This is a genomic window from Miniimonas sp. S16, from assembly GCF_057748195.1.
In genome coordinates this window covers 2,919,794-2,941,676 of sequence record NZ_CM173242.1, presented here as the reverse complement: position 1 = coordinate 2,941,676, position 21,883 = coordinate 2,919,794, and the positions used below count along the sequence as shown (strand labels likewise).

The window sequence follows — 21,883 nt, the reverse complement described above, 5'->3', positions numbered from 1 at the left end:
GCCGTCGCTCAGAGAAGGTCGGGACGTCCGCCCGCCGCGAGGGCGTCGACCACCGCCTTGACCCGCTGCGCGTGGTCGCGGTGCACCACGAGGACGGCGTCCCCGGTGCGCACGACGACGACGCCGGGCAGGCCCAGGACGGCCACGGCGCCGCCGTCGGAGGCGATCACGGCGTCGGGCGAGTCGATCGCGAGGAGCGGGCCCGCCGTCGTGGGCCGTGCCGCCCCGTTGTCGCCCGCGGACGTCGCGGCGGCGAGCGTGTGCGCGCCCGCCTCGTCGGCGGGCAGCAGCCCGCCGAGCGCGTCCCAGTCCCCGACGTCGTCCCACGAGAACGCCCCGGGCACGACGGCGACGCCGCCCTCGGCCGCGACCGGCTCGGCGATCGCGTGGTCGATGGCGATCTTCGTCAGCCCCGGCCAGACGCGCGCGAGCACCTCCTCGCGCGCTGGCGTGTCCCACGCGGCCGCGATCTCGCGCAGCCCCGCCTCGAGCGTGGGCTGGTGCCGGGCGAGGTGCCCGAGCAGCACGTCGGTGCGCACCACGAACATGCCCGCGTTCCAGGAGTACTCCCCGGTCGCGAGGTAGCCGCGTGCGGTGTCCTCGTCGGGCTTCTCCACGAAGCTCGCGACGGCGTACGCGCCCGGCACGCCCTCCAGGGGCGCGCCGCGCCGGACGTACCCGAACGCCGTGGACGGGCCGGTCGCCGCGATCCCGATGGTGGTGACGTACCCCGCCCGCGCTGCCTCGACCGCGGTGCGCACGGCGTCGTGGAACCCGCCCGGCTCGGGCACGACGTGGTCGGCCGCGAACGAGCCGACCACCGTGGGCCCGTGCCGGTGCTCGACCACCGCGGCCGCGAGCCCGATCGCCGCCATCGAGTCGCGCGGCGAGGGTTCGGTGAGGAGGTTCGCGGCGCCGTCGCCCGCGAGCTGCGGGAGCTGGTCGGCCACCGCGGCGGCGTGCGCGGTCCCGGTCACCACGAGCAGGCCGTCCGGACCGGTCAGCGGGGCGAGCCGGTCGGCGGTGTCCTGCAGCAGCGTGCGGCCCGTGCCGAGCAGGTCGAGGAGGAACTTGGGGCGGCTGCGGCGCGACAGCGGCCACAGGCGGGTGCCCGCCCCACCGGCGGGGACGATCGCGACGAGCTCGGGGGCGGAGGTCATGTCCGGGACCGTAGCGGCTCGGCGCCGCCTGCGTGGCGCTCCGGGAGCACGGGGCGCCGAGCAGGTCGGCCGCGTACCACGCGAGTCGAAGCCGAGGATCGCGCTGCGGGCGCCGATCCGCACGCCGTCGCCGATCCGGACCAGGCCCCGCGCCTCGGTGCCGACGTTGAGGGAGCAGTCCGCGCCGATCTCGACCTCGCCGCGCACGTGCATGTGGGCGGCGAGGTAGGAGCACTCACCGAGGGCGAACCGGCGCGCGTCGACCACCGCGCCGCGGGCCACGAACGCGGACTCGGCGACGTCGTGGCCGCGCTCGCGCAGCGCCGCCACCCGCGTGGCGTTGGCCACACGCTCGGCGGGTGCGGCGTCGCCGTTCATGACGTGCCAGGGGGCGTACTCCACGACGTCGCCCTCGTGCCGCGTGCTCGACTCCACCTGCGCTCCCTCGCTGCGGGCCCGCGGGCGGACGCCGCAGCGGCGCCGAACGCGGAAGAACTCGCGATCACCCTAGCCATCTGGCGCGCTCCGACCGCGCCTGGACCGCTCCGCGCGGAACGTCCGCCGGTCTTCCGGGGCCCGCACGTCCGGGCGGTTGTGAGGGTTCCCTTCGTCTCGATGGCGTCAGATCGTCATTACAGTGGGGAGGCAACGTCCGTTCTCATCCCCGGAGGCACGAGCATCGTGGCCAGCGCCCCAGCAGCCCCGCCGTCACCGGCGCCCGTCCCCGCGCCGCGCTCCGGGCGCAGCACGCTGTACCGCGGCACCGAGGGCATGTGGTCGTGGGTGCTGCACCGCATCACGGGCGTCGGACTGTTCCTCTTCCTCCTCGTGCACGTGCTCGACACCGCGATGGTGCGGGTGTCCCCGGAGGTCTACAACGACGTCATCGGCACCTACAAGACGCCGATCATGGGCGTGATGGAGGCCGGGCTCGTGGCCGCGGTGATCTTCCACGCGTTCAACGGGATCCGGATCATCCTCGTCGACTTCCTCGCCAAGGGGCCCCGCTACCAGCGCGTGATGTTCTGGGTGGTGATCGGCCTGACCGTGGTGCTCATGGCCGGCTTCCTGCCTCGTCACCTCGGCAACGTGTTCGGAGGGGGGCACTGATGACGAAGCTCGACGCGACCGACCTGCCTGCACCGCGCGCACGCCGCACCACCGCGCTGCGCGGCGGCGCCAACACCGAGCTGATCGCGTGGCTCTTCATGCGCATCTCCGGCGTGATCCTGCTCGTGCTCGTCTTCGGGCACCTCTTCGTCAACCTCATGGTGGGCGACGGCGTGCACGCGATCGACTTCGCCTTCGTCGGCGGCAAGTGGTCCGAGCCGTTCTGGCAGGTCTGGGACTTGCTCATGCTCTGGCTCGCGATGATCCACGGCACCAACGGCGTGCGGACGATCATCAACGACTACGCCGAGCGCACCGGGACCCGGCTCGTCCTGAAGTCACTGCTGTACCTCGCGTTCGTCGTGACCGTGGTGATGGGCACCCTGGTGATCTTCACCTTCGACCCGTGCCCGCCCGGCTCCCCCGCCGACCTGCTGCCCTCCTTCTGCGCGGCCTGACCGGCGAGCTCGCCCCACCGCCCGACCCGCCGCCTCCCGCGGCACCCGAAAGGAAGCACACGTGCAGACGCACAGCTACGACGTCGTGATCGTCGGCGCCGGAGGCGCCGGGATGCGCGCCGCGCTCGAGGCGTCGCCCCGCGCGCGCACCGCCGTGGTGTCCAAGCTGTACCCGACCCGTTCGCACACGGGGGCGGCCCAGGGCGGGATGTGCGCCGCGCTCGCGAACGTCGAGGACGACAACTGGGAGTGGCACACCTTCGACACGGTCAAGGGCGGGGACTACCTCGTCGACCAGGACGCGGCGGAGATCATGGCCAAGGAGGCCATCGACGCCGTGCTCGACCTCGAGCGCATGGGACTGCCGTTCAACCGCACCCCCGAGGGCCGGATCGACCAGCGCCGGTTCGGCGGCCACACGCGCAACCACGGCGAGGCGCCGGTGCGCCGCGCCTGCTACGCCGCCGACCGCACCGGCCACATGATCCTGCAGACGCTGTACCAGCAGTGCGTCAAGCAGGACGTGGAGTTCTTCAACGAGTTCTACGTGCTGGACGTCGTCCTCACGGGCGACCCCGCGACCGACCCGGGGGCCCGCGCCGCCGGCGTGGTGGCCTACGAGCTCGCGACCGGTGAGCTGCACGTGATCCGCGCCAAGTCGGTCGTCTTCGCCACGGGCGGGGCGGGCAAGGTCTACAAGACGACGTCGAACGCGCACACGCTCACCGGGGACGGCATGGCCGTGGCCTACCGCCGCGGCATCCCGCTGGAGGACATGGAGTTCTTCCAGTTCCACCCCACCGGCCTCGCGGGCCTCGGCATCCTGCTGTCCGAGGCCGCCCGCGGCGAGGGCGCGATCCTGCGCAACGCCTCCGGCGAGCGCTTCATGGAGCGCTACGCGCCCACCATCAAGGACCTGGCCCCGCGCGACATCGTGGCGCGCTCGATGGCGAACGAGGTGCGCGAGGGCCGCGGCGCCGGGCCGAACAAGGACTACGTGCTGCTCGACCTCACGCACCTCGAGCCCGCGCACATCGACGCCAAGCTGCCGGACATCACCGAGTTCGCCCGCACCTACCTCGGCGTCGAGCCCTACACCGAGCCCGTCCCGGTGTACCCCACGGCCCACTACGCGATGGGCGGCATCCCGACCAACGTGCGCACCGAGGTGCTGCGCAACAACACCGACGTGGTGCCCGGCCTCTTCGCCGCCGGCGAGGTGGCCTGCGTGTCGGTGCACGGCTCCAACCGCCTCGGCACCAACTCGCTCCTGGACATCAACGTCTTCGGCAAGCGCGCGGGCATCGCGGCGGCGGAGTACGCACAGACGGCCACGCTCGAGGAGATGCCCGAGGACGCCGCGCACGACGTCGAGGTCGCGATCGCCTCGATCCGTGCCGGGGCCGGCACCGAGAACGTCGCCAAGATCCGGCGCGAGCTGCAGGAGACCATGGACGCGAACGCCCAGGTGTTCCGCACCAAGGAGTCGCTCACCACGGTGCTGGCCGACATCGAGGCGCTGCGCGAGCGCTACGCGCGCGTCGGGGTCTCCGACCGCGGCTCGGTCTACAACACCGAGCTCGTCGAGGCGCTCGAGCTGGGCTTCCTGCTCGAGCTCGCCGAGGTCGTGGTCGTCGGGGCGCTCGCCCGCGAGGAGTCCCGCGGCGGTCACTTCCGCGAGGACTTCCCGAGCCGCGACGACGAGAAGTTCATGCTGCACACCATGGCCTACCGGGTCCCGCCGACGGCGCGCGTCGCGGGCGAGGCGGGCGAGGTCGTCGGGGCAGGCGAGATCGTCGAGGCCGGCGCGTCCGCCGGCGAGGGCACGCCGCCGAGGCCGACCTTCGAGGGCACCTCCGTGCGCCTGGACTACAAGCCCGTGACCGTGACGCGGTACCAGCCGATGGAGAGGAAGTACTGATGACGGCCACGCTGGAGAACCCGCAGACCGAGATGGGTGCGATCCCCTCGTTCCAGGTGACGATGCGGGTCGAGCGGTTCGACCCGGAGTCCGGCTCCGGCTCGTACTGGCAGGAGTTCACGCTCACGATGCACGGCACGGACCGCGTGCTCGACGCCCTGCACCAGATCAAGTGGGACCTCGACGGCTCGCTGGCCTTCCGTCGCTCGTGCGCGCACGGCGTGTGCGGGTCGGACGCGATGCGCATCAACGGCCGCAACCGGCTCGCGTGCAAGACGCTGCTCAAGGACCTGGACCTGGACAAGCCGGTCGTCGTCGAGCCGATCAAGGGCCTGCCGGTCAAGAAGGACCTCATCGTCGACATGGAGCCGTTCTTCGCCTCCTACCGCGAGGTCATGCCGTTCCTCGTCACCACGGGCAACCAGCCCTCGCGCGAGCGGCTGCAGTCGGTCGAGCAGCGTGCGGTCTTCGACGACACCACCAAGTGCATCCTGTGCGCGGCGTGCACCACCTCGTGCCCCGTGTTCTGGTCCGACGGGCAGTACTTCGGGCCGGCGGCCATCGTCAACGCGCACCGCTTCATCTTCGACAGCCGCGACGAGGGCGCGCAGCAGCGTCTGCAGATCCTCAACGACAAGGAGGGCGTCTGGCGCTGCCGGACCACCTTCAACTGCACCGAGGCGTGCCCCCGCGGCATCGAGATCACCAAGGCGATCGCCGAGGTCAAGCGCGCGATCGTGACGCGCTCGTTCTGACCTACCGGTCGGCGTCGCCTCTCGACTCGTCGCTGCTCGACTCGTTCTGCGCCCGCTCGCGCTGCGCCCGGACGGCCTTGCGCGCCCGGCGCGCGGCCCGCCGTCGGGCGAACCAGCCGTCCGGCTCCTCGAGGGCGGCGCCGAGCGCGGCCCCCAGCTCGCGGCGCTGGGCGTCCTTCTCCCGCTCCATCTCCTCGCGCTCGAGCCGCAGTCCCTCCGAGGCGAGCACGAGGCCGGTGCGCGGGTCGTGGTCCCACGCCAGCGTGTGCGGTGCGGACTGCGTGACGTAGTTGGGGCTCTCCTTCGCGTGCAGCGCCTCGGGCGACGCCTGCTCCAGCAGCGGCGACGGGGGGTTCGCCGTCCACGCGGCCACGTAGAGCGCGATGCGCGCCGCGAGGTTGACCCACAGCAGCAGCGTGACGATCACGGCGAACGACTGCAGCAACGGGTTGGCGTCGGCGCCGCCCACCACGGAGGTGCCGAGGAGGCGGAGCACGCCGGTGCCGACCGCTCCGATCATCGCGCCGACCCACAGGTCCTTGCGCGGCGGCCGCGCGCCGCCGACGAACCGGATCAGCCCCGCGAAGACACAGGTGTCGACGGCGAACGCGCCGACGAGCGCGAGGCCCCGCACGAGCAGGGCCGCGAGGGAGGACTCCAGGCCGAGCTGGTCGGTGACCCAGCCGCCGGCGGCGCCGGCGCCGATCCCGAGGACCGCCGTCGCGAGCACCGCCAGCGCGAGGAGGACGAACCCGCCGAGGTCGCGCAGCTTGGCCACCACGACGTTCCCCGGCGGCGCGGCGATGCCGAACATCGCGCGGAGCGACCCGCCGAGCGCCCCCATCACCGCGAGCGCCGCGAGCAGCAGGGTCACGGAGGCGACCACGCTCGTCCAGCTCAGCGTGGTGCTCATCTGCAGGTCGTCGGGGCTGATGACGCCGTCGTCGCCCGGCCCGGTGTTGATGATGCCGGGGATCGCGCTGTCCACGGCGCTGACGAACGCGTCGCGCAGCTCCTCGTTGTCGCCCAGCAGGGCCATGAAGATGGTGAAGGCGATCGTGAGGGCGGCGAACACCGAGAACAGGCCCGCGTAGGCGATGCCGCCGGCGAGCTGGGCCCCGTGCGCGGCGCCGTAGCGCGCGTTCGTCCGACCGAGCCGCGTCTCCTGCGCGCGACGCACCAGCTCCTGCACCCGTTCCATCAGGCTCTGCTGCGCCATCGGTTCACGCCCTTCCGGCAAGCGGGAAGGTCCGCATCGTATGCCAGACGTCGTCCGGGCCGAGCTCGTAGAGCTGGAACCCCGTCACGGCGAACACCGCGTGGAAGGCCTCCAGCGCGGCCTCCGCGGAGTCGAGCAGGTCGGGGGCCGCGTCCTGGGCGACGGTGACGTGCGGGTGGTAGTCGAACCGCAGGTCCTGGGCCAGCGGGCCGCGCCGCGCCGCACGCTGCAGCGCGTCGCACTCCTGGGCGCCCTGCGCGAGCGCGGCGTACACGACCTGCGTGGTCGGCCGGAACGTCCCCGGCCCGGCGAGCTCGACCCGGAACGGCGCGACGGTGCGCGCCGCGCGCGCGAGGTGGCGCTCCACGTCGGTGAGGTCGTAGGTGGGCAGCGTCGTGGGCGGCACCAGCGTGATGTGCGGCGGGATGATCTCCTGCCCGGCGTGCCCCTCGACCCGCTCGCGCAGTCCGCGCAGCGCCGTCGACCAGGGCGCCGGCACCTCGATCGCGACGCCGACGCTCGTCCCGCCCGCGAACGGGGAGAGGAAAGAGAGCGTCTCGTCGGTCATCGGGACGCGACCCGCGAGCGCGCGGGTGGGACGAGCCCGACGGCGTCGTAGACCCGGGCGAGCGTCTCGCGCGCGATGACGCGGGCGCGGGCGGCGCCGTCGGCGAGGATCTCGTCGAGCTCGGCGGGGTCGGCCATGAGCTCGGCGACGCGCTCGCGCAGCGGACGCAGCGCGGTCACCACGACGTCCGCGACCGCAACCTTGAGGTGGCCGTACATCTTGCCCTCGAACTCGGCCTCGAGCTCGGCCACGGGCACCCCGGACAGCGCCGAGTGGATGGTGAGGAGGTTGGACACGCCGGGCTTGTGCACCGGGTCGGACCGGACGACGGTCTCGGTGTCCGTCACGGCGGACCGGATCCGCTTCGCGACCACCTTCTCGTCGTCGAGCAGCTCGATGAGGCCCGACGGGTTGCCCGACTTGCTCATCTTCGCCGTCGGCTCCGCGAGGTCGTAGATCTTCGCGGTGGCCTTGACGATGTGCGCCTCGGGCACGGTCACCAGCGGGCCGAACCGCGCGTTGAGGCGCTGCGCGAGGTCACGGGAGAGCTCGAGGTGCTGACGCTGGTCCTCCCCGACCGGCACGACGTCGGTGTCGTAGAGCAGGATGTCGGCCGCCATCAGCACGGGGTAGGTGAACAGCCCGACGGTGGTGCCCTCGGCGCCCTGCTTGGCGGACTTGTCCTTGAACTGGGTCATCCGCGACGCCTCGCCGAAGCCCGTGAGGCAGCCCAGCACCCACGCGAGCTCGGCGTGCTCGGCGACGTGCGACTGGACGAACAGCACCGAGCGCTCGGGGTCCACGCCGGCCGCGAGGTACTGCGCGGCCGTGACGCGGCTGCGGGTGCGCAGCGCCTGCGGGTCGGGCGCCACGGTGAGCGCGTGCAGGTCCACCACCGAGTAGATCGCGTCGTGCGTCTCCTGCAGCGCGACCCACTGGCGCAGGGCGCCGAGGTAGTTGCCGAGATGGAGCGAGTCCGCCGTCGGCTGCATCGCCGAGAAGACGCGGGGACGGGGGTCGGTCATTGGTGCATCTTCTCAGGTCGGTCGGTCGGGACGGCAAATCGCCCGACGGCGTGGTGTGCGCATCTGCGTGGACGTGTCGGTTCGTGGGGGTTACCCGCCCGAGATGGCACAATTTCCACCGTGGACGCCCCCCTCCTCGCCGACCAGCGCCGCGCGCTGATCCGTGCGCAGGTCGCGCGCGAGGGCGCCGTCCGCGTCGCCGATCTCACCGAGTCGCTCGGGGTGTCGGAGATGACGGTGCGCCGGGACATCGCCGCGCTGGCCGACGAGGGGGTGCTCGCCCGGGTGCACGGCGGCGCGGTCGCGACGCGGACCGCCGCCGAGCCGGCCTTCGCGGAGAAGGCCGAGCGCTCCTTCGCCGAGAAGGCCGCCATCGCCCAGGCCGTCGCCGCGCTGATCGAGCCGGGCACGTCGCTCGGCATCACGGCCGGCACCACGACGGCGGCCGCCGCCCGAGCGATCGCCGCGCTGCCCCACGTCGCGACGCTCAGCGTGCTCACCAACTCCCTGCCCGCGACCGAGGCGCTGCTCGCCGCGGACCCCCGGCCCGCCCTCACCGTCACGGGCGGCGAGCCCACGCCGTCGGCCGCGCTCGTCGGGCCGCTCGCCGAGGCGGCCTGCCGGGACTTCCACCTCGACGTGCTCGTGCTCGGCGTGAGCGGGATGTCGCTGGCCGCGGGGCTCACCTCCCCCAACACGCTCGAGGTCGCGACCCTGCAGGCGTTCGTCGCCGCGGCCGGACGCGTCGTCGTGGCGGCCGACTCCGCCAAGTGGGGTACCGCGGCCCTGCGCACGATCGCCCGCTGGGACGCGGTCGACGTCCTCGTGACCGACGACGCCCTGCCCGCCGACGCGATCGAGGCGCTCGGCGGCGTCGAGGTCCGCACCGTGTCCGCCCACCCCTGATCCGCCCGCCCCGCCCCAGCCCCCCCAGCCCGCCCCGCCCGACCCGAACCGAAGGAAGACCATGGCCCTCACCTGGCTGCCCGCCTGGACCACGCAGGAGGGTGCCGCCCGGGTGCGCACCCAGTTCGAGGCGACCTTCGAGACGGCGCCCGACGGCGTGTGGTCCGCCCCCGGTCGGGTGAACCTCATCGGCGAGCACACCGACTACAACGGCGGGCTCTGCCTCCCGATCGCGCTCGAGCACCGCTGCTTCGTGGCGTTCGCCGCGCGCTCGGACGACCGCGTCCGGCTCGTGTCGGCGCAGGGCGACGGCACGCTCTGGGAGGCCGACCTCGCGCAGGTCGCCCCGGGGGCCGTCGACGGCTGGGGCGCCTACGTCGTCGGCGTCGCGTGGGCGCTGCGGGAGGCGGGGCTCGCCGTCGGCGGCTTCGACGCGGCGGTGGACAGCTGCGTGCCGTTCGGCGCGGGCCTGTCCTCCTCCGCCTCGCTCGAGGCGGCGTTCGCCGTCGCGCTCGACCATGCGGGCGACCTCGGGCTCGCCGCGAGCGACGAGGGTCGCGCCGCACTCGCCGCGGCCTGCGTGCGCGCCGAGAACGAGATCGCGGGCGCCGCCACGGGCGGCATGGATCAGGCGGCGTCCCTGCGCGCACGCGACGGGTACGCGCTCGCGCTGGACTGCCTCGACGACTCCGTGCACCACGAGCCGTTCGACCCGACGGGCTACGAGCTGCTCGTCGTCGACACGCGCGCGCCGCACAGCCTCAACGACGGCCAGTACGCCTCGCGTCGGGCGACGTGCGACGCGGCGGCCGCGGCGCTCGGCGTGCCGACCCTGCGGCAGTGGCTCGACGCCGCGCCCGACGCGTCCACCGCCGTCGCCGACGCGCTCACGCGCCTGACCGACGACGTCGCGCGCCGCCGGGTGCGGCACGTGCTCACCGAGATCGCCCGGACCCAGGAGGCCTTCGCCGCGATGCAGGCCGGGGACTGGACCACGTTCGGCGCGCTGATGAACGCCTCGCACGACTCCCTGCGCGACGACTACGAGGTGACGGTGGTCGAGCTCGACGTCGCCGTCGACACCGCGCGGGCGAGCGGCGCGGTGGGCGCCCGGATGACGGGCGGCGGGTTCGGCGGGTCGGCCATCGCGCTGGTCCCGGCCGGCACGTCCGACGCCGTGGCCTCGGCGATCGCGGCGGCGTTCGCCGATCGCGGGCTCGCCGAGCCGGCGTTCCTCACCTCGCGGGCGGCCGGCCCCGCCGCCTGACCCAGTCTCCGCCCGGGGGGTGACGGCGGGGTCAGCCGGTGGGGGGATGGCTCCGACACCCGGTGTCGCGACACTTTCCCTGTGAGATGCCAGTGTGTCGTGTACGTTCGAAAAGCCGCGACCCGCACCCGTGATCCCAGGTAGAAGGAGACCGCCATGCCGCTGCCCGTCCGTCGTCTGTCCGCCCTTGTCGCGCTGCCGACGGCGCTCGTCCTGGCCGGGGCGCTCACCGCCTGCTCCTCCGACGGCGGGGGCGGTGGTGGCGGCGACGACCTCAGCTACGAGGACTCCCCGCTGAACAAGGTCTTCTCGGACATCAGCTCGTGGAGCGACATGTCCGAGGAGGAGATGCAGGCGCTCAACGAGGAGCAGAACCGCAAGGTCGAGGAGCTCGTGGCCGCGTGCATGGCCGAGCAGGGCTTCGACTACGAGCCCAACGTGCAGTCCGCCGGCGTGAGCTACTCCAGCGAGCAGTACGAGGGCATGGAACCGCTCGAGTACGCGCAGCAGTACGGCTACGGCATCACCACGTGGGAGGACACCCCGACCGGGCAGGAGATGTCCCAGCAGGAGCCCGACGAGTACGTCGACCCCAACGCCGACGTGTACGAGACCATGAGCGAGACCGAGCGGGCCGCGTGGGACGCGGCGCTGTGGGGTGCGCCGCAGGAGTACGACGAGGAGGCCGACGCCGAGTCCTACGAGTACGACTGGGAGTCGGCGGGCTGCTACGGCTCCGCGCAGCACCAGGTCTACGAGGTGGACTCACCCGACGCCGCGCTCATCGCGCTGCAGCAGGACCCGCAGTACGCCGAGCTGTTCGACGGGATGAACGACCTGTACACCAACCTCGCGAGCGACCCCAAGATGAGCGACCTCAACAGCAAGTGGTCCTCCTGCATGGCCGACGCCGGCTACCCGGGCTTCAGCACGGTCGACGACGCGATGAACAGCATCAACGAGGCGCAGAACGCGCTGTACGAGGACGTCGACGAGGACGCCTGGGCCGACCCGAGCTACACCGGCCCGGACCTCACCGAGCTCAAGACGCAGGAGATCGCGACCGCGACCGCCGACTTCACGTGCCGTGCGGAGATCGACTACGAGGACGAGTCGCTGCGCATCCAGTTCGAGCTCGAGCAGGAGTTCCTCGACCAGAACCGGGACGCCATCGACTCCTACGTCGCCGCGGCCCAGGCCGCCCGAGGGTGAGGCTCCCGGGACGGCGCCGCGAGAGCGGCGCGGACGACGGGTCGACGCCCGCCGAACGCGGCGAGCCGGGTGAGGCGAACGAGACCGACGTGCTGGCCGAGCTGCGGCCCGACGGCGCACCCGCCCTGTCCCCCGACGCGCGGCGCTCGGCGGCGCAGGCCCGCACCCCGGTGAACCGCACCGTGTGGGTGATGGCGATCGTCGCCGTCGTGAGCCTGGCCGCCGGCATCGTCCTGTCCCGGTTCGTCATCTCCCCCGCCCAGGCGGCCGCCGAGGTGGCGCCGCCGGAGGCGGGGCCGATCACGGTCGAGGTGGAGCGGCGCGCGCTGTCCAGCGACGTCGTGGCGCGCGGCGACGCGGTGTACGACGACGCCGTGAGCCTCACGATCGAGACCGGCGACCTGGGCGGCCCCGCCGTGGTGACCGGGGCCGTCCCCGAGGTCGGCGCCGAGGTCGCGGCGGGGCGGGTGCTCCTCGAGATCGCGGGGCGGCCGGTCGTCGTGCTCCCCGGCGACCTGCCGGTGTACCGCACGCTGCGCTCGGGGGTCTCCGGGCCCGACGTCGTCCAGCTCCAGGGCGCGCTGGCCTCGCTCGGCATCGACGGCGGCAGCTCGGGCACCTACGACGCGGCGACCGCGGACGCCGTGGCCCAGCTCTTCACCCAGGCGGGCTACCCGGCCCCGGAGCCGCCGGAGGGTTCGCGCGAGGCGCTCACCGCCGCCGAGGAGGGGGTGCGCTCGGCCGAGGACGCCCTCGCCCAGGCCCGGGCGGCCGTCACGCAGGTCGGCCGGGGCGCGACGAGCTCGGAGCGCATCGCCGCCGACAACGCGGTGAACGCCGCCCAGCGCACCCTCGACGACGCCACGAGCTGCGCGAACGCGGCCGCGCCGATCGACCCCGAGACCGGGCAGGCGCTGCCGAAGGAGCCCTGCGCGACGAGCGTGGCCGACGCGCAGGACGCGCTGCGGCTCGCGAAGGCGCAGCGCGACGAGGCGCTCGCGGCGCCGGACACCTCCGCGGAAATCGCCTCCCGCGACGCGGCCGAACGGGCGCTCGGCGATGCGCAGGCCGCGCTCGCCCAGGCACAGCAGGACGTGCTGACCCCGCTGCCGGCGAGCGAGGTCGCGTTCGTCGCGAACCTGCCGCGCCGCGTGGACTCGGTCGCGGTGCAGCGCGGGTCCACGATCAACGGCCCGGTGATGTCGATCTCGGGCGCGACGGTCGAGATCGTCGCGAACGTCGCGGACGCGGACGCGGCGCTGCTCGCCGTCGGGCAGGGTGCCTCGCTCGCCGTCGGGGAGGAGACCCTCCCGGCGACGATCGCCGAGATCAACGCCACGCCCACGCGGGGCGCCGCCGCGACGGGCGGCGGCGACGGTCAGGACAGCACGGCGTCAGGGCGGACCGAGGTGGTGCTGCACCCCACGGAGCTGACCGAGGAGCAGCGCACCGCGCTGGTCGGCACGAACGTCCGCGTCACGATCCCCGTGAGCTCGACCGCCGGCGAGGTGCTCGCCGTGCCGATCGCCGCGCTCACCGCGGGCGCGGGCGGGGAGACCCGCGTCGAGGTGCTGCGCGACGGCGCGACCACGCCCGAGCTCGTCGTCGTCACCCTCGGGCTGTCGGCCGAGGGCTACGCGGAGATCACGAGCAGCGAGGCGCCGCTGGCGGAGGGCGACCTCGTCGTCGTCGGGCAGAGCGACGGGGCGAGCGGGGGCACGAGCGACGACGCCTCGGGCGGGGCGGGATGACCCCGGTCATCGAGCTGCGCGGGCTGACGCGCGAGTTCCCCGGGACTCCCCCGGTGGTCGCGCTGCACCCCACCGACCTCGTGGTCGAGCGCGGTGACTACCTCTCGATCGTCGGGCCGTCGGGCTCGGGCAAGTCGACGCTGCTCAATCTCCTGGGCCTGCTCGACCGCCCGACCGGCGGGGAGTACCTGCTCGACGGCGAGCCGAGCCTCGGCATCTCCGAGACGCGCCGCACCCAGCTGCGCGCGGGTCGGATCGGCTTCGTGTTCCAGGCCTTCCACCTCCTGCCGCACCGGACGGTCCTGGAGAACGTGGTGCTCGCGACGATCTACGCGGGCATCGACCGCGCCGAGCGCGTCCCGCGCGCGGTCGCCGCGCTGGAGCGCGTGCACCTCGGCCACCGCCTCTCCTTCCGCCCGCCGACCCTCTCGGGGGGCGAGCGTCAGCGCGTGGCCGTGGCACGCGCCGTCGCCACCTCGCCGCGGCTGCTGCTCGCGGACGAGCCGACGGGCAACCTGGACTCCGTGACCTCGGGCGAGGTGCTCGACCTCTTCGACGAGCTGCACGCGGACGGCCTCACGCTCGCCGTCATCACCCACGACGAGCACGTCGCCGCCCGGGCGCACCGGCAGGTGCGGATCAGCGACGGCGTGCTGGAGGTCGTGCGGTGAGCTCCCTGTCGGCGCGCGACCTGCTCGTCGAGGCCTCGCACGGCATCGGCTCGCGACCCGGACGGCTCGTGCTCACCATCCTGGGCACGGTGCTCGGCATCGCCGCCGTGGTCGTCACGCTCGGGATGGCGCAGACCGGGGCGGGCCAGATCGCCAAGCAGTTCGACGCCGTCGCGGCCACGCAGGCGGTCGCACAGCCGGCGACGACCCAGACCATGGGCGGTGACACCCGCGCCCGGACCACGCTGCCGTGGAACTCCCCCGACCGCGTGCTGCGCCTCAACGGGATCGAGGCGGCGGCACTGCTGGCCGACGTCGACGTGGCGGGCGCGCGGATCTCCGCGGTGCCCGTCGTGGACCCGACGGCTCCGCAGCTCGCTGCGCCCGCCGTCGTCGCCGCGTCCTCCGGACTGCTCGACGCCGTGCGCGGGACGCTGAGCACGGGTCGCCTGTTCGACGCCGGGCACGACGCGCGCGGTGACCGCGTCGTGGTCCTCGGGGCGGGCGCCGCCGAGCGGCTCGGCGTCAACCGCGTGGACTCCCAGCCGTCGATCTTCATCGGCGAGCGCGCCTACACCGTCATCGGGATCCTGGGCGACACCGCCCGACGTCGTGACCTGCTCGACGCCGTGATCCTCCCGCTCGGCACGGCGCGGGCCGACTTCGGCCTCGCGGCTCCGGGCGAGCTCCAGATGCGGATCGACGTCGGCGCCGGCTCCCTCGTCTCGGAGCAGGTGCCGATCGCGCTGTCGCCCAACACGCCCGAGAACGTCGAGGTGAGCGCGCCGCCGACCGGCGGGGAGCTCGCGCGGAACGTGCGCGGCGACATCAACGTCGTCTTCCTCGCGCTCGGGGCCGTCGCGCTCATCGTCGGCGGGCTGGGGATCGCCAACGTCACGCTGCTGTCGGTGATGGAGCGCGTCGGGGAGATCGGCCTTCGACGCGCGCTCGGTGCGACCCGAGCGCAGGTCGCGGCGCAGTTCATCGTGGAGTCGGTGGTGGTCGGGCTGCTCGGCGGGCTGATCGGCTCGGCGCTGGGCGTGTTCGTCGTGGTCGGGGTGAGCGCGTGGCAGGACTGGACGCCCATCGTCGACCTGCCGCTCGCCTTCGGGTCGGCGCTCCTGGGCGGGGTGATCGGCCTGCTCGCCGGGGCGTACCCCGCGATCAAGGCGGCCTCGCTCGAGCCCGTGACCGCGCTGCGCGGGGGGCTCTGACGCGGTCCGCCGTGCCGCGGCGGGCCGCGTGTCGGACCTCGGTCCTAGCGTGAGGCCACGATCACCGACGACACGGACGGCGGCCCGGACATGGACACGAACGACGACACGAACAACGGCACGACGGCGAGCAGCACCTCCGGTGCGCCGAGCTCGCGCGAGCGTGAGGACCTCGTCGCGGCGCTCGACCGCCATCACGGCTTCCTCCTCCAGACCGTCCAGGGCCTGGACGAGGCGCAGCTGCGGACGCGCTCGAGCGTCTCGGAGTTCACGCTCGCGGCGCTGCTCAAGCACGTCGCCGAGACCGAGGAGGCGTGGGCCGTGTTCGCCCGCGACGGGGCGCTCCCGGGCGCGGAGGGGTGGGCCGCGTGGGAGGACGACGCCGGGGACGGATCGGGGGCGGCCGAACCTGGCGCGACCGCTCAGGACCAGGCCCGCGTGGCGTGGGACTGGGGCGTCACGGACGCGGACACGCTGCCCGTGCTCACGGCGCGGCTCGCGGAGGCTGCGGCCGGCACGCGTGAGCTGGTGCGCACGCTCGACCTCGACTGCTCCTTCCCGCTGCCGAGCGCCCCCTGGTTCGAGGCGGGCGCGTCGTGGACCGTGCGCCGGGTGCTTCTCCACATCCTCGCCGAGGTGTCCCAGCACGCCGGGCACGCCGACATCATCCGGGAGGGCATCGACGGCGCCCGCACGATGGGGTGAGCTCAGAGGTCGTAGCGCACGACGAACGGGGCGTGGTCGCTGAACCGCTCGGCGTAGCTCGCGGCGCGGTCGACCCTCGCGTCGACCGCGGCCGCCGCAACGTCCGGCGCCGCGATCTGGACGTCGATCCGCCAGCCGGCGTCGTTGTCGAACGCCTTGCCGCGCCACGACCACCACGTGTACGGGCCGTCAGCCTCCCCCGCGTGCGCCCGACCGACGTCGACCAGCCCGAGCCCGCCCGCGTCGGCGTCGCCGTACCAGCGGTCCAGGTAGGCCCGCTCCTGAGGCAGGAAGCCCGCCGACTTGAGGTTGCCCTTCCAGTTGCGGATGTCGAGCTCACGGTGCGCGATGTTGATGTCGCCGCCGACCACGAGGCGTCCCGCGGCCCGCAGCACGTCGAGCCGGTCGGACACCCGGTCCAGGTGCGCGTACTTCGCGTCCATCGACGGCGTGCCCACGGTCCCGGAGTACAGGTAGGTGCTCACGAGCGTGAGCCGCTCTTCCCCGACCGTGACGTCCGCCTCGACCCAGCGGCCGACGTCGCCCTCGGGCTCGGGCTCGCCGTCGATGGTGTGCAGCCCCTCGCGGACGTCGGAGAACGGGAGCAGCGACGCGACGGCGACGCCCGCCCGGCCCTTCGCGCTCGCCTCGACGTGGGTCACGTGCCACTGCGGGCCGAGCAGCTCGCGGACGGTCTCGTCGGGCGCGCGGAGCTCCTGCAGGAGCAGCACGTCCGGGTTGCGCTCGGCGAGCCAGGCGGGCATCCCGCGGCGGACGGCGGCACGCAGGCCGTTGACGTTGACGGAGGCGATGGTCAGCACGGCACGAGACTCTGCCAGCACGCACCGACAAGGCCACCGTCGTGTCCACCCTCGGCCGCGATGTGAGCGGGACCGGCCCGTCAGCCCTGCTCGGGCGCGGCGTACCAGGCCGAGACCGTCAGCTCGGTGCCGTCGCGCAGGTCCATCGGCTCGGGCAGCACGGTGCGCAGCGCCCCGGCCCACGGCGCGAGCCACACCTCCTGGACGTCGAACACCCCACCGGGCGCGTCGCCTCGCCACTGCAGGTCCGCCGTCGCGCTCTGCCCCGGCGCGAGGGTGAGCGGCACGGCCTCCGCGCCCTCCCCCGACCAGCCGGGCCCCTCGACGAGCTCGGGGCGCACGGCGTCTCCGTCCGCGTCGGCGAACGCGAGGTCCGGTCGCCCCGTCAGCGTGCAGGGCAGTGCCGTGTCGTTGGTCGCCGTCACGGCTGCGGCCCGCCGCCCGCTCGCGGCGTCGAACCCGCCGATCGCCATCGTGAGCGACTCCTGCGCGCAGCTTCCCGGGTCGACGGTGGCGGGCGGCGCCACGCTCGCCCGCACGGCGGGCGGGTCGGTGGGCGTGGCCACCGCCTCGGACGGCTGAGCGACCTCGGTCGCCGTCGAGATCGACGCCGCTCGGCTCGCCCCCGCGAGCAGCACGAGCGTGACGAGGGCCAGCGCGCCGAGGACTCCGGCGGCGCGGCCCGCGCGGGGGGCGCGCTCCGCGAGCAGCCGCACCGTGAGGGCGGTCACGAGCCCGCCCCAGAGCACGCCCCACCGCACCGCCGCACCGAGCGCGGGCAGCGCGAACATCCGGACGTGGGCGCCGCCGCGTCCGCCGAAGCGCTCGATCTCGAGCACCACCTGGCCGACCTCGAACGCTCCGACCACGCACACGGCGGCGAGCACGAGACCCACCCACAGCACGAGCGCGCGCACCGCGCGCCCTCGCGCGACGCGCACGGCCACGAGGGCCGCGAGCGCCGCGAGCAGGCCGGTCCCGACCGTCACCAGCGTGACCAGCACCGCCGGGTGCGGCGGCACCGCGTACCCGGCGACGGCGGGCACCAGCGTGGCCCGCCAGCCGTCCAGGGTCGTGGACACGTCCCACGGCGCGGCGCGCCGCACGACGTCGCGCACGAGCGCGGCGAGCAGCACCGCGAGCGCCGTGGCCACCCCGACGACGGCGACGCCTCGCCGGCCCGAGGGGCGGCGAGGCGGCGCGCCGGGGGTGTGCTCGCCGTCGGTCGTCGTCGCCGGAGCCTCCTGCGCGGGCGTCACGCCGCGCGGCGCTCCGCGGCCTCGACCGCGTTGCGGAAGAGCATGGCGATCGTGGTGGGCCCCACGCCGCCCAAGCGCGGCGTGACCGCCCCCGCGACCTCGGCGCAGGACTCGTCGACGTCCGGGAGCAGGCGCTTGCCCTCGTACCGCACGCCGCCGCCGACCACCGTGACGCCCGGCGTGAGGTGCTCCGGGCGCAGGATGCCGGGCACGCCGACCGCCGCGATGACGACGTCGGCCCGCCGGGTGTACTCCGGCCAGTCCGGCACTCCGGTGTGGACCACGGTGACGGCCGCGTTCGCCGTCGGGCGCTTCTGGCTGAGCAGCAGCGCGAGGGGCCGCCCGAGCGTGGTGCCGCGACCCAGGATGACCACGTGGCGGCCCGAGACCGGGATCTCGTGGTGCGCGAGCAGCGCCTCGATCCCCGCCGGCGTGCACGGCACGGGCCCCGGCATCCCCAGCGCGAGGCGCCCCATGTTCACCGGGTGCAGGCCGTCCACGTCCTTGTCCGGGTCGAGCTCGAGCAGCGCGGCGTCGAAGTCGATCTGGGGCGGGGTGGGGTGCTGGATGAGCACGGCGTCGACGTCGCCGGCCGCGTTGAACTCGCGCACGACGGCGAGCAGATCCGCCTGCGTGGCGTCCTGCGGCAGGTGCACGTGCGGCGAGGTGAGGCCCAGCGCCGTCGCCTTCTCCATCTTCATCCGGATGTACCCGGCGCTCGCGGAGTCGTCGCCGACGAGGATCGTGCCGAGGCCGGGCCGGTGCCCGGCCGCGACGAGCGCCTCGATCCTGGGTCCGAGGTCGGCGAGCACCGCCTCGGCGACCGGCCCGCCGGGCAGCAGGCGGGCCGTCACTGCTGCAGCCCGGGGTAGAGCGGGAACGCCGCGGTGAGGGCGTCGACCCGGGAGCGCAGGGCGTCGACGTCGGCGCCCGGCTGGAGTGCGAGCGCGATGACGTCGGCCACCTCGGTGAACTCGGCGTCACCGAGACCCCGGGTGGCCAGCGCCGGCGTGCCGATCCGCAGACCGGAGGTCACCATGGGCGGACGCGGGTCGTTCGGGACCGCGTTGCGGTTCACGGTGATGTGGATCTCGTGCAGCAGGTCCTCGGCCTGCTTGCCGTCGATCGCGGCGTGCCGCAGGTCCACGAGCACGAGGTGGACGTCGGTGCCGCCGGAGCGGACCGAGATCCCGGCGTCGGCCACGTCCGGCTGCCCCAGCCGGTCGGCCAGGATCGCCGCACCGCGGACGACCCGCTCCTGCCGCTCGCGGAACTCCGGCGTGCCGGCGAGCTTGAACGCCGTGGCCTTGGCCGCGATGACGTGCATGAGCGGTCCGCCCTGCTGGCCCGGGAACACCGCCGAGTTGATCTTCTTCGCGATGTCGGCGTCGTTGGTGAGGATGAAGCCGGAGCGCGGGCCGCCGATCGTCTTGTGCACGGTGGAGGAGACGACGTGCGCGTGCGGCACGGGGCTGGGGTGAAGGCCCGCCGCCACGAGACCGGCGAAGTGCGCCATGTCGACCCAGAGGTAGGCACCGACCTCGTCGGCGATCGCACGGAAGGCCGCGAAGTCGAGCTGACGCGGGTAGGCCGACCAGCCGGCGATGATCACCTTCGGGCGGTGCTCCAGCGCGAGGCGACGCACCTCGGCCATGTCGATGACCGACGTCTCCGGGTCCACGCCGTACGCCACGATGTCGTACAGCCGCCCGGAGAAGTTGATCTTCATGCCGTGCGTGAGGTGGCCGCCCTGGTCGAGCGAGAGGCCGAGCAGGGTGTCCCCCGGGCGGGCGATGGCGTGCAGCACGGCGGCGTTCGCTGTCGCGCCCGAGTGGGGCTGGACGTTGGCGAACTCCGCCCCGAACAGCTCCTTGGCACGGGCGATCGCGAGCCGCTCGGCGACGTCCACCTCCTCGCACCCGCCGTAGTACCGGCGGCCGGGGTAGCCCTCGGCGTACTTGTTCGTGAGCACCGAGCCCTGCGACTGGAGCACCGAGACGGGCACGAAGTTCTCGGAGGCGATCATCTCGAGGTAGGTGCGCTGGCGGTTCAGCTCACGCTCGAGGACCTCGGCGATCTCGGGGTCGACCTCGGCGAGCGGGGCGTTGAGGAAGGAGTCGGTCACAGTGGTCTCCTGCGTCGAAGCGGGCCAGGTCGCGACGAGACGCTGCGATCGCGACCGGGCATGTCGGGTTCGTCCGTGACCGTGGGACCCAGGCGGGCGACCCCGCGGTCGGAGTACCTCGTCGCTCCCCGGTGGTGAGATCCACCCGGCGCCAGTCGCGACGCGCCCACACTACCCGGTGCCGGCAGCCGGGTGGTGAGGTGCAGCAGGTCGATCGCGACTGCGGCCTCAGGCGCCGGGCAGCCCGTGGGCGAGCTCGCCGTCGCCGAGGATCTTGCGCAGGTAGGCGTACGTGAGCTCCCCGGTGTGCTGGTCGAACTGGTGCTCGTAGCCCTGCTTCGCGTAGAGCGCGAGATTCTGCTTGGAGTCCTGGCCGGTGAACACCCACACCTCCTGCGTCTGCTCGGGCAGGTACTGCAGCACCGCGAGCAGGAGCTGGGTCCCGATGCCGAGGCCCTGCAGGTCCGGCACCACGGCGAGCCGGCCGAGCGTGGCCTTGTCGCCCTCGAGCTCCACGCGGATCGAGCCCACGAGGCGATGACCCTGCCACCCGCCGATGGTCACGACGTCCGGCCGCTGGAGGTCTGCCACGAGCTCACCGAGGGTCTGCGTCAGGGCGGGCAGGTGGGGGTCGCCGTAGCGCTGCGCCTCGGTGACGAAGGCGGCACGCCGCACGGTGAGGAGCTCGCCCGCGTGGGGCGCGCCGACGACGTCGATGCGCAGCGGCTCGTCCTGCTCGCCGTAGTGCTGCTCGCCGTCGTGCTGCTCGCCGTCGGGCTGCGCCGCGCCGTCGGCGCGCTCGGGGCCCGCGTGCTCGGCCTGCTCGGTGCTCATGTGCCGATCATGGCAGACCCGGCGCGCGCGGGGACGGGTAGCCTGCCCCGGTGACGAGATGGGTTCTCACGCTCTCCTGCCCCGACCGGCCCGGCATCGTGGCAGCCGTCGCCGGGGCGCTCGCCGGGCTCGCGGGGAACATCACCGAGTCCCAGCAGTTCGGGGCCGCGGAGTCAGGGCGGTTCTACATGCGCGTCGAGGCCGAGATCGACGACGCCGTGGCCGACCGGGCCGCCGTCGAGGCGGCCCTCGGAGCCGTCTCGGAGCAGTTCGGGATGGACTGGTCGCTCGACGTCGTGGGCCGGCCCGTGCGCACGGTCGTCATGGTCTCCACCGCGTCGCACTGCCTGCACGACCTGGCCTACCAGCAGCGGTCCGGCCGGCTCGAGGTGGACATCGTCGCCGTCGTGTCGAACCACGAGGCGCTGCGGCCGATCGCCGACTTCTACGGGCTGCCGTTCCACCACGTCCCCGTCACGCGCGACACCAAGGCCGAGGCCGAGGCGGCGTTGCTGCGGCTGGTCGAGGAGACCGAGGCCGAGCTCGTGGTCCTCGCGCGGTACATGCAGATCCTGTCCGACGACCTCTGCCGGGCCCTCGCGGGCCGGGTGATCAACATCCACCACTCGTTCCTCCCCTCGTTCAAGGGCGCGCGCCCGTACGCGCAGGCGCACCAGCGGGGCGTGAAGCTCATCGGCGCGACGGCGCACTACGCCACCGCCGACCTGGACGAGGGCCCGATCATCGAGCAGGACGTCGAGCGGGTCGAGCACGGCGACACCGTGGCCGAGCTCCAGGCGATGGGCGAGGACGTGGAGCGGCGCGTGCTCGCGCGGGCCGTGCGCTGGCACGCGGAGCACCGCGTGCTGCTCGACGGCGGTCGCACGGTCGTCTTCCGCTAG

21 protein-coding genes and 1 riboswitch are annotated in these 21,883 nt (G+C 73.9%); of the genes, 12 read left to right on the top strand and 9 right to left on the bottom strand.

Annotation, left to right across the window (positions count from 1 at the left end; all coding sequences use genetic code 11):
- Positions 1–8: 8 nt before the first annotated feature.
- A complete protein-coding gene (locus tag AC3AQ1_RS12895; protein ID WP_370445287.1) occupies positions 9–1,595 on the bottom strand; it encodes a mannose-1-phosphate guanylyltransferase in 1,587 nt (528 codons plus the stop codon).
- A 246-nt stretch (positions 1,596–1,841) separates the two neighbouring features.
- Here AC3AQ1_RS12895 and sdhC point away from each other — a divergent pair, with 246 nt between their 5' ends.
- The 4 genes from sdhC (at position 1,842) to AC3AQ1_RS12875 (ending at position 5,404) form a co-directional block, all read left to right on the top strand.
- Positions 1,842–2,270: a succinate dehydrogenase, cytochrome b556 subunit gene (gene sdhC, locus AC3AQ1_RS12890; protein WP_370445286.1), complete on the top strand. Its 429-nt coding sequence runs from the start codon at positions 1,842–1,844 to the stop codon at positions 2,268–2,270.
- Positions 2,270–2,728 carry a succinate dehydrogenase, hydrophobic membrane anchor protein gene (gene sdhD, locus AC3AQ1_RS12885; protein WP_108719312.1) on the top strand — a complete coding sequence of 153 codons (459 nt, stop codon included), beginning with the start codon at positions 2,270–2,272 and terminating at the stop codon, positions 2,726–2,728. The genes sdhC and sdhD overlap by 1 nt, the downstream gene beginning before the upstream one ends.
- A 61-nt stretch (positions 2,729–2,789) precedes the next feature.
- Entirely contained in the window at positions 2,790–4,649 is a 1,860-nt protein-coding gene (gene sdhA, locus AC3AQ1_RS12880; protein WP_108719311.1) for a succinate dehydrogenase flavoprotein subunit, read from the top strand.
- Positions 4,649–5,404: a succinate dehydrogenase iron-sulfur subunit gene (locus AC3AQ1_RS12875; protein ID WP_108719310.1), complete on the top strand. Its 756-nt coding sequence runs from the start codon at positions 4,649–4,651 to the stop codon at positions 5,402–5,404. The genes sdhA and AC3AQ1_RS12875 overlap by 1 nt, the downstream gene beginning before the upstream one ends.
- Before the next feature lies 1 nt (position 5,405).
- Here AC3AQ1_RS12875 and AC3AQ1_RS12870 read toward each other — a convergent pair whose 3' ends face one another.
- The 3 genes from AC3AQ1_RS12870 to trpS are packed head-to-tail and all read right to left on the bottom strand — an operon-like array spanning position 5,406 to position 8,216.
- Positions 5,406–6,623: a YihY/virulence factor BrkB family protein gene (locus tag AC3AQ1_RS12870; RefSeq protein ID WP_108719309.1), complete on the bottom strand. Its 1,218-nt coding sequence runs from the start codon at positions 6,621–6,623 to the stop codon at positions 5,406–5,408.
- Between the two features lie 4 nt (positions 6,624–6,627).
- Positions 6,628–7,191, bottom strand: a complete 564-nt coding sequence (locus AC3AQ1_RS12865; protein ID WP_108719308.1) for a 2'-5' RNA ligase family protein — start codon at positions 7,189–7,191, stop codon at positions 6,628–6,630.
- The gene (gene trpS, locus AC3AQ1_RS12860) at positions 7,188–8,216 is read right to left on the bottom strand and encodes a tryptophan--tRNA ligase (RefSeq protein ID WP_108719307.1); all 1,029 of its coding nucleotides are present in this window, start codon (positions 8,214–8,216) and stop codon (positions 7,188–7,190) included. The genes AC3AQ1_RS12865 and trpS overlap by 4 nt, the downstream gene beginning before the upstream one ends.
- Before the next feature lie 120 nt (positions 8,217–8,336).
- On the opposite strand from trpS, the gene AC3AQ1_RS12855 reads away from it, so the two are divergent.
- From AC3AQ1_RS12855 to AC3AQ1_RS12825, 7 genes are all read left to right on the top strand, one after another.
- Positions 8,337–9,122: a DeoR/GlpR family DNA-binding transcription regulator gene (locus AC3AQ1_RS12855; protein WP_234417506.1), complete on the top strand. Its 786-nt coding sequence runs from the start codon at positions 8,337–8,339 to the stop codon at positions 9,120–9,122.
- A 61-nt stretch (positions 9,123–9,183) separates the two neighbouring features.
- On the top strand, positions 9,184–10,389 hold the full coding sequence (galK, locus tag AC3AQ1_RS12850; RefSeq protein WP_108719305.1) for a galactokinase: 1,206 nt from the start codon (positions 9,184–9,186) through the stop codon (positions 10,387–10,389).
- 156 nt (positions 10,390–10,545) lie between these two features.
- On the top strand, positions 10,546–11,601 hold the full coding sequence (locus tag AC3AQ1_RS12845) for a hypothetical protein (protein ID WP_108719304.1): 1,056 nt from the start codon (positions 10,546–10,548) through the stop codon (positions 11,599–11,601).
- Positions 11,598–13,352 carry a hypothetical protein gene (locus AC3AQ1_RS12840; protein ID WP_234417505.1) on the top strand — a complete coding sequence of 585 codons (1,755 nt, stop codon included), beginning with the start codon at positions 11,598–11,600 and terminating at the stop codon, positions 13,350–13,352. Before AC3AQ1_RS12845 ends, AC3AQ1_RS12840 begins: the two co-directional genes overlap by 4 nt.
- A complete protein-coding gene (locus tag AC3AQ1_RS12835; RefSeq protein WP_108719303.1) occupies positions 13,349–14,023 on the top strand; it encodes an ABC transporter ATP-binding protein in 675 nt (224 codons plus the stop codon). Before AC3AQ1_RS12840 ends, AC3AQ1_RS12835 begins: the two co-directional genes overlap by 4 nt.
- Positions 14,020–15,237, top strand: a complete 1,218-nt coding sequence (locus AC3AQ1_RS12830; RefSeq protein ID WP_370445285.1) for an ABC transporter permease — start codon at positions 14,020–14,022, stop codon at positions 15,235–15,237. The genes AC3AQ1_RS12835 and AC3AQ1_RS12830 overlap by 4 nt, the downstream gene beginning before the upstream one ends.
- 90 nt (positions 15,238–15,327) lie before the next feature.
- Positions 15,328–15,942: a mycothiol transferase gene (locus tag AC3AQ1_RS12825; RefSeq protein ID WP_108719302.1), complete on the top strand. Its 615-nt coding sequence runs from the start codon at positions 15,328–15,330 to the stop codon at positions 15,940–15,942.
- 2 nt (positions 15,943–15,944) lie between these two features.
- Here AC3AQ1_RS12825 and AC3AQ1_RS12820 read toward each other — a convergent pair whose 3' ends face one another.
- The 5 genes from AC3AQ1_RS12820 to AC3AQ1_RS12800 all read right to left on the bottom strand — a co-directional run bounded on the left by AC3AQ1_RS12820 (position 15,945) and on the right by AC3AQ1_RS12800 (position 20,981).
- Positions 15,945–16,763 carry an exodeoxyribonuclease III gene (locus tag AC3AQ1_RS12820; RefSeq protein WP_108719301.1) on the bottom strand — a complete coding sequence of 273 codons (819 nt, stop codon included), beginning with the start codon at positions 16,761–16,763 and terminating at the stop codon, positions 15,945–15,947.
- Between the two features lie 80 nt (positions 16,764–16,843).
- A complete protein-coding gene (locus AC3AQ1_RS12815) occupies positions 16,844–18,022 on the bottom strand; it encodes a DUF4232 domain-containing protein (protein ID WP_108719300.1) in 1,179 nt (392 codons plus the stop codon).
- Positions 18,019–18,876 carry a bifunctional 5,10-methylenetetrahydrofolate dehydrogenase/5,10-methenyltetrahydrofolate cyclohydrolase gene (locus AC3AQ1_RS12810; RefSeq protein ID WP_108719299.1) on the bottom strand — a complete coding sequence of 286 codons (858 nt, stop codon included), beginning with the start codon at positions 18,874–18,876 and terminating at the stop codon, positions 18,019–18,021. The genes AC3AQ1_RS12815 and AC3AQ1_RS12810 overlap by 4 nt, the downstream gene beginning before the upstream one ends.
- Positions 18,873–20,147 carry a serine hydroxymethyltransferase gene (glyA, locus tag AC3AQ1_RS12805; RefSeq protein WP_108719298.1) on the bottom strand — a complete coding sequence of 425 codons (1,275 nt, stop codon included), beginning with the start codon at positions 20,145–20,147 and terminating at the stop codon, positions 18,873–18,875. The genes AC3AQ1_RS12810 and glyA overlap by 4 nt, the downstream gene beginning before the upstream one ends.
- Positions 20,148–20,226: 79 nt before the next feature.
- Positions 20,227–20,316, bottom strand: a riboswitch (ZMP/ZTP riboswitch).
- Between the two features lie 59 nt (positions 20,317–20,375).
- Entirely contained in the window at positions 20,376–20,981 is a 606-nt protein-coding gene (locus tag AC3AQ1_RS12800; RefSeq protein WP_108719297.1) for a GNAT family N-acetyltransferase, read from the bottom strand.
- Positions 20,982–21,031: 50 nt separating this feature from the next.
- Between AC3AQ1_RS12800 and purU the strand changes: the two genes are divergently transcribed.
- A complete protein-coding gene (gene purU, locus AC3AQ1_RS12795) occupies positions 21,032–21,883 on the top strand; it encodes a formyltetrahydrofolate deformylase (protein WP_108719296.1) in 852 nt (283 codons plus the stop codon).

Bases quoted from the DNA above. Each gene is read 5' to 3' on its own strand.
- sdhD (WP_108719312.1), top strand. From the start codon at position 2,270: ATGACGAAGCTCGACGCGACCGACCTGCCTGCACCGCGCGCACGCCGC.
- AC3AQ1_RS12875 (WP_108719310.1), top strand. From the start codon at position 4,649: ATGACGGCCACGCTGGAGAACCCGCAGACCGAGATGGGTGCGATCCCC.
- AC3AQ1_RS12870 (WP_108719309.1), bottom strand. From the start codon at position 6,623: ATGGCGCAGCAGAGCCTGATGGAACGGGTGCAGGAGCTGGTGCGTCGC.
- AC3AQ1_RS12865 (WP_108719308.1), bottom strand. From the start codon at position 7,191: ATGACCGACGAGACGCTCTCTTTCCTCTCCCCGTTCGCGGGCGGGACG.
- trpS (WP_108719307.1), bottom strand. From the start codon at position 8,216: ATGACCGACCCCCGTCCCCGCGTCTTCTCGGCGATGCAGCCGACGGCG.
- galK (WP_108719305.1), top strand. From the start codon at position 9,184: ATGGCCCTCACCTGGCTGCCCGCCTGGACCACGCAGGAGGGTGCCGCC.
- AC3AQ1_RS12845 (WP_108719304.1), top strand. From the start codon at position 10,546: ATGCCGCTGCCCGTCCGTCGTCTGTCCGCCCTTGTCGCGCTGCCGACG.
- AC3AQ1_RS12835 (WP_108719303.1), top strand. From the start codon at position 13,349: ATGACCCCGGTCATCGAGCTGCGCGGGCTGACGCGCGAGTTCCCCGGG.
- AC3AQ1_RS12825 (WP_108719302.1), top strand. From the start codon at position 15,328: ATGGACACGAACGACGACACGAACAACGGCACGACGGCGAGCAGCACC.
- AC3AQ1_RS12800 (WP_108719297.1), bottom strand. From the start codon at position 20,981: ATGAGCACCGAGCAGGCCGAGCACGCGGGCCCCGAGCGCGCCGACGGC.